Annotated in this window: 7 protein-coding genes and 1 pseudogene; 7 read left to right on the top strand and 1 reads right to left on the bottom strand. The window is 64.0% G+C overall.

The window, feature by feature from the left end; all coding sequences use genetic code 11:
* From VFJ08_RS14820 to VFJ08_RS14850, 7 genes and pseudogenes are all read left to right on the top strand, one after another.
* On the top strand, positions 1 to 343 hold a 343-nt coding region (locus VFJ08_RS14820; RefSeq protein ID WP_324998000.1), incomplete at its 5' end, for an ABC transporter permease.
* Positions 340 to 1152, top strand: a complete 813-nt coding sequence (locus VFJ08_RS14825; protein ID WP_324998001.1) for an ABC transporter permease — start codon at positions 340 to 342, stop codon at positions 1150 to 1152. The genes VFJ08_RS14820 and VFJ08_RS14825, both read left to right, overlap by 4 nt.
* Positions 1153 to 1420: 268 nt before the next feature.
* Positions 1421 to 2494, top strand: a complete 1074-nt coding sequence (locus VFJ08_RS14830; protein ID WP_324998002.1) for a spermidine/putrescine ABC transporter substrate-binding protein — start codon at positions 1421 to 1423, stop codon at positions 2492 to 2494.
* Between the two features lie 52 nt (positions 2495 to 2546).
* Entirely contained in the window at positions 2547 to 3911 is a 1365-nt protein-coding gene (locus tag VFJ08_RS14835; protein WP_324998003.1) for a glutamine synthetase family protein, read from the top strand.
* A gap of 68 nt (positions 3912 to 3979) precedes the next feature.
* On the top strand, positions 3980 to 4540 hold the full coding sequence (locus tag VFJ08_RS14840) for a hypothetical protein (protein WP_324998004.1): 561 nt from the start codon (positions 3980 to 3982) through the stop codon (positions 4538 to 4540).
* Complete coding sequence (locus VFJ08_RS14845) at positions 4530 to 5828, top strand: FAD-binding oxidoreductase (RefSeq protein ID WP_324998005.1); 1299 nt, start codon at positions 4530 to 4532, stop codon at positions 5826 to 5828. Before VFJ08_RS14840 ends, VFJ08_RS14845 begins: the two co-directional genes overlap by 11 nt.
* Positions 5729 to 6091 (top strand): annotated as a pseudogene (locus VFJ08_RS14850) (FAD-dependent oxidoreductase); the annotation flags it as partial. The gene VFJ08_RS14845 and the pseudogene VFJ08_RS14850, both read left to right, overlap by 100 nt.
* Before the next feature lie 140 nt (positions 6092 to 6231).
* Here the strand turns inward: VFJ08_RS14850 and VFJ08_RS14855 are convergent.
* The coding region (locus tag VFJ08_RS14855) for a pyrroloquinoline quinone-dependent dehydrogenase (RefSeq protein ID WP_324998006.1) at positions 6232 to 8283 on the bottom strand (2052 nt) is incomplete at its 5' end.

Below are 8283 nucleotides of genomic sequence, written 5' to 3' on the forward strand. Positions count from 1 at the left end.
CGAAAAGCTCGACACCGCCCAAATCGATGCCGCGCGCGATCTGCGAGCGGGCCCGATCCGCACCTTCATCCACGCGGTGCTGCCGCAGACCTTGCCGGGGCTTCTGGCCGGCACCGTGTTGGTCTCGATCCCGGCATTCGGCATGTACGTGATTCCCGAATTGCTGGGCGGCGGCAAATCGATGATGCTCGGCAACCTGGTGGCGCGTCAGTTCGCGGCGGCCTCGAACTGGCCGCTGGGCGCGGCCGGTGCACTGATCATGATCGTGGCCACGCTGCTCGGCCTCCTGGTACTGCGGCGGCTCGGCAAGCGGCTCGGCGGTGACACACAGGTGGTGTTATGAGTTCTCGCGGCTTTCATCGCGGGCTCCGGGCCTTTTGGTATGTGGTGCTGTTCTTTCTCTATGCGCCGCTGGCCGTGGTCGCCCTGTATTCGTTCAACAGCATCAATTCCTCGGCCGTGTTCGCCGGCGTATCGCTGCGCTGGTACGCCGAATTGTTTTCCGACCAGATCATTCTCCATATCGTCTACAACAGTCTGACGCTGGCGATCACGTCGTCGGTCATCGCGACCGTGATCGGTACGTTGCTGGGCTACGGCATGTACACCTACCGGCATCGTCGGCTGGGCTGGCTGGTGTGGGTGATCTATCTGCCGATCGTGATGCCCGACATCGTCTACGGCATTTCGCAGATGACCTTCTTCACCTCGATCAGTAGCGCCACCGGGCTGTTCGATCTGGGCCTGGGCACGATGATCATCGCGCATATCAGCTTTCAGGTGCCGTTCGTGGCGCTGTTGATCTATTCGCGGCTGGTCGGCCTGGACGCGCAGCTGTTCGAGGCCTGCCACGATCTCTATGCCAAAGGCTGGCAGCGCGCCTGGTATTTCATCGTGCCGACGCTGCGCCCGGCGATCGTGTCCGGCTTTTTCCTCGCCTTCACGCTGTCGATCGACGACTTCGTGATCAGCTTCTTCACCTCGGGCCCGGAAAGCACGACGCTGCCGATCTTCATCTGGAGCGCGATCAAGAAAGGCATCACGCCGGAGGTCAACGCGATCGCGACGCTGATCATCGGGGCCGTGTTCGCCGCGGCCGTGGTTGCCCTGGCGTTTACCTACGTGCGCAGCGCGCGCCCGCGCGCCGGGTAGTGCTGCGATGCGGAATTACAGGGGTTTGCCGTCCGTTACGGCCATTGGAACAGGGGCATGAGATGAAACGAGCGTTGCCGGTACTCACGCAACTCGCGCGCGACACGGTGGACGCCGCGACGACCTATAACGAAGATTATATCTCCGGAATACGACGCGACCCGCCGTGGCTCGTCCGGCAACGCCGGACCGAGGTGCGGTCTCGCCGATCCCGCCGGCTTTCATTCACCGACACCGTCTACCCGCCAGCACGAGGAGCATGACCATCATGAAAAAACTCAGAAACCTGACCCGACTGATCGCGGCGGCCGCCGTCGCCGCCTTCGCGTTCCCGGCCTTCGCGGCCGACGCCGACACGTTGTATATCTTCAACTGGTCGCAGTACATGAACCCGAAGATCATCAAGCAGTTCGAGGCGAAGTACGACGTCAACGTGGTGCAGAGTTACTACAACTCACAGCCCGAGATGTTCGCCAAACTGCGCGCCGGCGGCGATTCGCAGTACGACATCGTGGTGCCGTCGAACTACTATGTACCGCGGCTGATCAAGACCGGCCTGCTCCAGAAGCTCGATAAGAGCGAGATTCCGAACTACGACAATCTGATGTCGCGGTTCCAGAAGCCGCCCTACGATCCGACCGGCGAGTATGTGGCCGCCTACCAGTGGGGCGACACCGGTTTGGCGTATAACGTAAAGGTCCTGGGCGAGCAGCCGGAAAGCTGGTCGATCCTGTTCGACCCGGAGGTCAATTCGAAATACCCGTTCGCCATAGGCACGGACGCCCAGGTCATGTTCGGTTCCGCCTGCGCCTATCTCGGCTACTCGTATGACTGCACCGGCCGCGATAAGTGGAAGAAGGCCGCCAAGCTGATCCTGAAGACCAAGAATCGCTCCAACTTCAGCGGCTTTCAGGATGCCACGCCGACGCTCAAGCAACTGGCTCGCGGCAATATCGTCGCCGGTATGGCTTATAACGGCGATTACGCCTTCGACAAGAGCGAGAATCCGAAGGGTTTCGAGGACATCAAGTTCGTGGTGCCCAAGGAAGGCGCGGAGCTCTGGGTCGACAGTATGGCGATACCCGCGCACGCGCCGCATCCGAAGCTCGCCAACAAGTTCATCAACTTCATCCTGAAGGCCAAGATCGGCGCCGAGCTGTCCAACTGGAACGCCTACGCGAGCCCGAACAAGGCCGCCAGGCCGTATCTGGACAAGGCGCTGACCGAGCCGCCGATCATGCCGACCGACGAGCAGATGAAGCGTCTGCATTTCACGCCGGTGATCGCAGGCGAAGACCTGCAGTTCGTCCAGCAGCTCTGGAGCGAAGTACTGTCACGCTAGCCCAGCGCCGGGCCGGCGTGGTGCCGGCCCGGGACCACATCCCGGGAGATTTATGAGCGAGGATTCGAGCGATCCGCAGATTCGCGAGTGGTTCAACGCCAATCGCATCAGCGAGGTCGAATGTCTGGTGCCGGATATCACCGGCGAAGCCAAGGGCAAGATCATGCCCGCGGCGCGTTATCTCAACGGCGAACGGCCACGGCTGCCGGATTCCATTTTCATTCAGACCGCCACCGGCGACTATCCGGAAGACGACGAAAAGATCGCCGATCCGGCCGAGCTCGACATGCAGCTCGACGCCGATCTGTCGACCTGTCGGCTGGTGCCCTGGGCGCGCGAACCCACGGCACAGATCATCCACGAGTGCAGTTATCTCAACGGCGAGCCGGTGGTGGTCAGTCCACGGTACGTGCTGCGCCGGGTGCTTTCGCTTTACGACGAGCTCGGCCTGCGGCCGGTGATCGCGCCGGAGATGGAGTTCTATCTGGTCCAGCGCAATACCGACGCCGACTATCCTTTGCAGCCGCCCGCCGGCCGCTCGGGCCGGCGCGAGATCAGCCGGCGTGCCTACAGCATCGACGCGGTCAACGAATTCGATCCGTTGTTCGAGGAGATGTACGAATACTGCGAAGCCGAAGCGCTCGATATCGACACCCTGATCCACGAGGAGGGCTCGGGGCAGATGGAGATCAATTTCGAGCACGGCGACCCGCTGGATCTGGCCGATCAGGCGTTTTTGTTCAAGCGCACGCTGCGCGAGGTCGCACTCGCCCACGGCATGTATGGCACCTTCATGGCCAAGCCCATGGCCGACGAGCCGGGCAGCTCGATGCATATCCACCAGAGCCTGATCGACGTGGCCAGCGGCGAGAACGCCTTCGCCGATGCCTCCAACGAGCCGACCGAGCTTTTCTACCAGTTCATCGCCGGCTTGCAGACGTATCTGCCGCCCGCGCTCGCGCTGCTCGCGCCCAACGTCAACAGCTACCGGCGTCTGATGCCGGATCTGTCCAACGCTTCGGCGCCGATCAACACCGAATGGGGCTACGACAACCGCACCGTCGGCCTGCGCGTGCCGCACTCGGGGCGTCGCGGCAAACGAGTGGAAAACCGCGTCGCCGGGGCCGACGTGAATCCTTATATCGCCGTGGCCGCTTCGCTGGCCTGCGGCTATCTCGGCATTCGCGAGAAACTCGAGCCGCGCTCGCCGGTGGCCGATTCGGCCTATGCCCAGGGCCACCGTCTGCCTTCCGACATGGGCCGGGCGCTCGAAGCCCTGGCGGCCTGCATGCCGCTCAAGGAACTGCTCGGCGAGCGTTTTGTCGATACCTACCTCGCGGTCAAGCGCACCGAAGAGATCGCGCATTTCAGGGTGATCAGCTCCTGGGAACGCGAGTACCTGCTGCTGCGCGTCTGACACACCGCCCGCGGCGAGGTTGTCGCGGGCATGTCGCCGGCCGCCGGATTCGATCGAAGGGAGGCGCCATGCTGACGTTCCACGACAACCGCACGCAGAGCCGCCGTTCGACCAGCGAACTGGCCGGCGGGCGGCTCATCGCTCCCCTGGAGTGCCCGGAGCGCGTCGACATGATCGCCGCCCGAATCCGCGCTACCGGCCTTGGCGAGATACGGGGTACGACCCCACACGGCCGTGAGCCGATCGCGGCGGTCCATGATGCAGGCTATCTCGCATTCATCGAGAACGCCTGGGCAGAATGGCAGGCCGCCGGTTATACCGGCGAAGCCATTGCCACGGCTTGGCCGACGCGCCGCACGAGAGCCGATTTCGTGCCAAGGCATATCGACGGCAAGCTCGGCTATTATGCGCTTGCCGCCGAGACGGCGATCGAGGCCGGTACCTGGACGGCGGCCCGCGCCAGCGTGGACGTGGCGCTCACCGCGCTCGATCACGTTCTGGCCACCGGGGAACCCGCCTTCGGTCTGTGCCGGCCGCCGGGCCACCATGCCGCGGTCGACCAGTATGGCGGCTACTGTTTCTTCAACAACGCGGTGAACGTGCTCTGTGGTTTCGACGATGCCGCATAATCAAGCACAGCCTTATCCCGATTCTTATTACGCCGCCTCGATCGCCGAGCCGGGCGAGTACGCATCGCTTTCCGGCGCGGTGCGCGTCGATGTGGCCGTGATCGGCGGCGGTTTCACCGGCGTGGCCACCGCCGTCGAACTGGCCGAGCGCGGCCATGCCGTGGCGCTGGTCGAGGCCCAGCGTATCGGCTGGGGCGCGTCGGGCCGCAACGGCGGCCAGGTCACCGGTAGTTTGTCCGGCGAGGCGGGGCTGAAGAAACATTTGCGCGACGTGCCGGGCGGCGACGCCGAGGCGTTCGTGTGGAATCTTCGCTGGCGCGGCCAGCGCATCATCGAGGAGCGCGTGGCGCGCTACGCGATCGCCTGCGATCTCAAGCACGGCCACCTGCAGGCGGCCTGGAAGCCGCGCCATGTGTCCGCGCTCAAGGCCGGTCTGGAAGTCGCCCATGCCCGCGGCATGGGCGATCTCGTGCGCTGGGTCGAAAAAGACGAATTGCGCGACCTGCTCGATACGCCGCTTTACCACGGTGCGCTGCGCAACGACGCCAACCTGCATTTGCATCCGCTGAATCTCGTGCGCGGCGAAGCCCGGGCCGCGGCGTCATGCGGCGCGGCGATCTTCGAGGCCTCGCCGGTGGTCGATATCGAGCACGGCGCGCCGGCCCGGGTGGTTACCGATTACGGCGCGATCACCGCCGACACGGTGGTGCTGGCCGGCGGCGCCTATCACAAACTGGCGCGTCGCGATCTCACCGGCAGGCTGTTTCCGGCGGCGCTGGGCATCGTCGCCACCGAGCCGCTCGGCGAGCGCGCGGCCCGTATCGACCCGCAGGATCTCGCGGTTTACGACACGCGTTTCGTGCTCGACTACTATCGCCTGACCGCGGACGGCCGCCTGCTGTTCGGCGGCGGCGCGAACTACTCGGGCCGCGAGTCCGAAGACATCGCGGCCTATCTGCGTCCGCGTCTGGAAGCGACCTTCCCGGCGCTGGCCGGCATCGCCATCGATTACCAGTGGCAGGGCATGGCCGGGATCGTGCCCAACCGCATGCCCATGCTCGGGCGTCTCGGCGACAACGTCTACTATGCCCAGGGCTATTCCGGCCACGGTATCGCGACCTCGCATATCGTAGGACGGGTACTGGCCGAGGCCATCGACGGCCAGACGGGCACGTTCGATGCCTTCGCCGCCCTGCCGCATGCTCGGGTGCCGTTCGGCGAGCGCTTCGGCAATACCCTGCTGGCGCTGGGCATGACGTGGTATCGCCTGCTCGAAATTATTCGTTGAGGTTTCGCAACGGCTACGGCGCGTTGTTCTTCCGTCATGCGGCCACGCTGCATCCGATGAAGCTGGTCCACGGGCTGGCGCGGGCGGTCGAGCGGCGCGGTGTGGCGATCTTCGAGCACAGCCGTGTGCGTTATCTGGCGCCGCATCATGCGATCACCACCCAGGGCGCCCAGTTCAACGCGCGGCATATCGTTCAGGCCACCGAAGGCTACAGCGAGAGCCTGGCCGGGCTCGGCCGGCGGATATTATACCAACCCTCATAAAGATTGATCGATCTTCATGAAGTCAGAATTCGTCCGCAAATGAACGCCAATAAACGCGAATGAAAGCGAGATAAAGTGCATAAGCGCGTCTTATTTGCGTGCATTTTGCGCTTATTTGCGGACTATTTTTGACTGGTAGGTCATTGCTTTTGCAGGTTGGTATAATGCTGCTTCTTGGGCAGCGCGTAGGTCACGACCTGGTCGGAAACCTTGGGTAGCAGAATGGAATTGCCGCCGACCGCGAACGTCACGTACTCCCGGCCCTGGTAGGTATAGACCGCCGGGATCGAGACCGCCGGCGCGTCGACCTTGGCCCGCCAGAGCACCTTGCCGGATTTCACGTCGAGCGCGCGCACCCGCGAGTCCATCGAGGCGCCGATGAAGATCAGGCCGGACTTGGTGATCACCGGGCCGCCGAGGGTCACCGAGCCCCAGGATTTGGGCATATAGAAGCCGTACTTCTGGACTTGTCCGAACGGCTCGTTCCACAGCCGTTTGCCGGTGTCCATGTTGTAGGCCGCGATGGTGCCGTACGGCGGCTTCCAGCACGGCATGCCGGCCCAGTTCAGAAGCGGCGCCAGATACACGCCGTACGGCGAGCCCTTCTGACGGTAATAGCCGCCGCTGCCTTCGCCGCCTTGCGTCTTCTGTTGGTACTCGGAGCGCTTGATCAACCGATAGGTAAATGCGACGTGGGAGGAGTTGACCACGAAAATACCGCTGTTCGGATTCACCGCGCCGCCGCCCCAGTTGGTGCCGCCGACGCTGGGCGGAAACGCCATCGAGCCCTGGAGACTGGGCGGGGTAAATTTGCCCTGATTGCGCAGCTTGTCCATCGTGCGGCCGCAGCCGCCCAAGCTCACCACATTGGCCAGCCAGAACGTGCCCGGCGAGTGGTCCGGGATCGTGGGCTTGGGATAAGGGACGGTCGGCTGCGTCGGCGAGACCTGCTCGCCCGGGACATCGGACTTCGGCACCGGCTTTTCCACGATCGGGTAGATCGGTTCGCCGGTCTTGCGGTTGAGCACGAACAGATAGCCCTGCTTGGACGTCTGCACCAGCGCCGGGATGGTCTTGCCGTTCTTGTGGATATCCATCAGCGTGGGCGGCGCGGCCGTATCGTAATCCCAGATATCGTGATGCACCAGTTGGCGGCTCCAGACCACCTTGCCGGTATCGGCGTCGAGCGCGGTCACCGACGTGGCCAGCGGCAGTTTTTCCTTGCGCTCGCCGCCGTAGAAGTTCGGGCTTGGCGAACTGACCGGGATGTACAGCAGACCGGTCTCCGGATCGATCGACATCGACGCCCAGACGTTGGCCGTGCCGGTTTTGTTGATCGCGTCCTTGGGCAGGGCGTGGAAGGTCCACTTGCGCTCGCCGGTGCGCGCGTTCAGGGCGAACACCGTGCCGGGCGGCGCGACCTGGTAGGCCCAGTCCTTGCCAGCCCAGCCGATATAAAGCGTGTCGTGATAGACCGTCGGCGGCTGCAGCAGCGATAGCGGCCACTTGTCGTTGGTCGTATTCCACTGGTTGACGTCGACCATGCCGTGGTCGCCGAAATTCGGGCAGCGCTTACCGTTATCGGCATCGACCGCATACAACTTGGCGTCCATCGTGCCGATATAGACGATCTTCTGGCAGGGCACACCCGGCTCGGGATCGTCGGCCTGCCAGTACGCCACGCCGCGATTCTTCAGGTCCGGCTGGGTCAGCGCCTTGAGTTTGGCGTGCGGGTTGAACGTCCACTTCGCCTTTCCGGTCGCCGGATTCAGCGCGATGATCCGGTAGAACGGCGTGCCGATATAGATCGTGTCGTTGACGAACAGTGGCGTCGCGGACCACACGGTCATCGGCACGTCGCCGCCGTCGGACACGTCGCCGGTGTGGTACTCCCAGACCTTTTTCAGTTTGCCGACGTTGTCCGGCGTGATCTGATCGGCCGGCGAATATTTCTGGTTTTTCAGATTGCCGTTAAAGGTCGCCCAGGTGTGGGGCGAGGCCATCCAGGGGTCCGCGCCCCCTTTCGTTTGGGTCGCGGCGGGGCCGATTTCAGTCCACGAGCCGGCCTTGCCGGTCGAGGGGGCGGCCTGTCGGACGCTCTGGCGCGACGATGCATCGCCGCCGGGGCGCCGGTCGGTCTGGGCGGCGGCCGGGACCGTCGTACAGGCGGCCAGCAGGCCGGAGGCTGTCGC

The organism is Salinisphaera sp. (assembly GCF_035690525.1).
In the GTDB taxonomy this organism is placed as follows: domain Bacteria; phylum Pseudomonadota; class Gammaproteobacteria; order Nevskiales; family Salinisphaeraceae; genus Salinisphaera.

Excerpts from the sequence above, each read along its gene's own strand:
- VFJ08_RS14835 (WP_324998003.1), top strand. The coding sequence starts at position 2,547 with ATGAGCGAGGATTCGAGCGATCCGCAGATTCGCGAGTGGTTCAACGCC.
- VFJ08_RS14840 (WP_324998004.1), top strand. The coding sequence starts at position 3,980 with ATGCTGACGTTCCACGACAACCGCACGCAGAGCCGCCGTTCGACCAGC.
- VFJ08_RS14830 (WP_324998002.1), top strand. The coding sequence starts at position 1,421 with ATGAAAAAACTCAGAAACCTGACCCGACTGATCGCGGCGGCCGCCGTC.
- VFJ08_RS14825 (WP_324998001.1), top strand. The coding sequence starts at position 340 with ATGAGTTCTCGCGGCTTTCATCGCGGGCTCCGGGCCTTTTGGTATGTG.
- VFJ08_RS14845 (WP_324998005.1), top strand. The coding sequence starts at position 4,530 with ATGCCGCATAATCAAGCACAGCCTTATCCCGATTCTTATTACGCCGCC.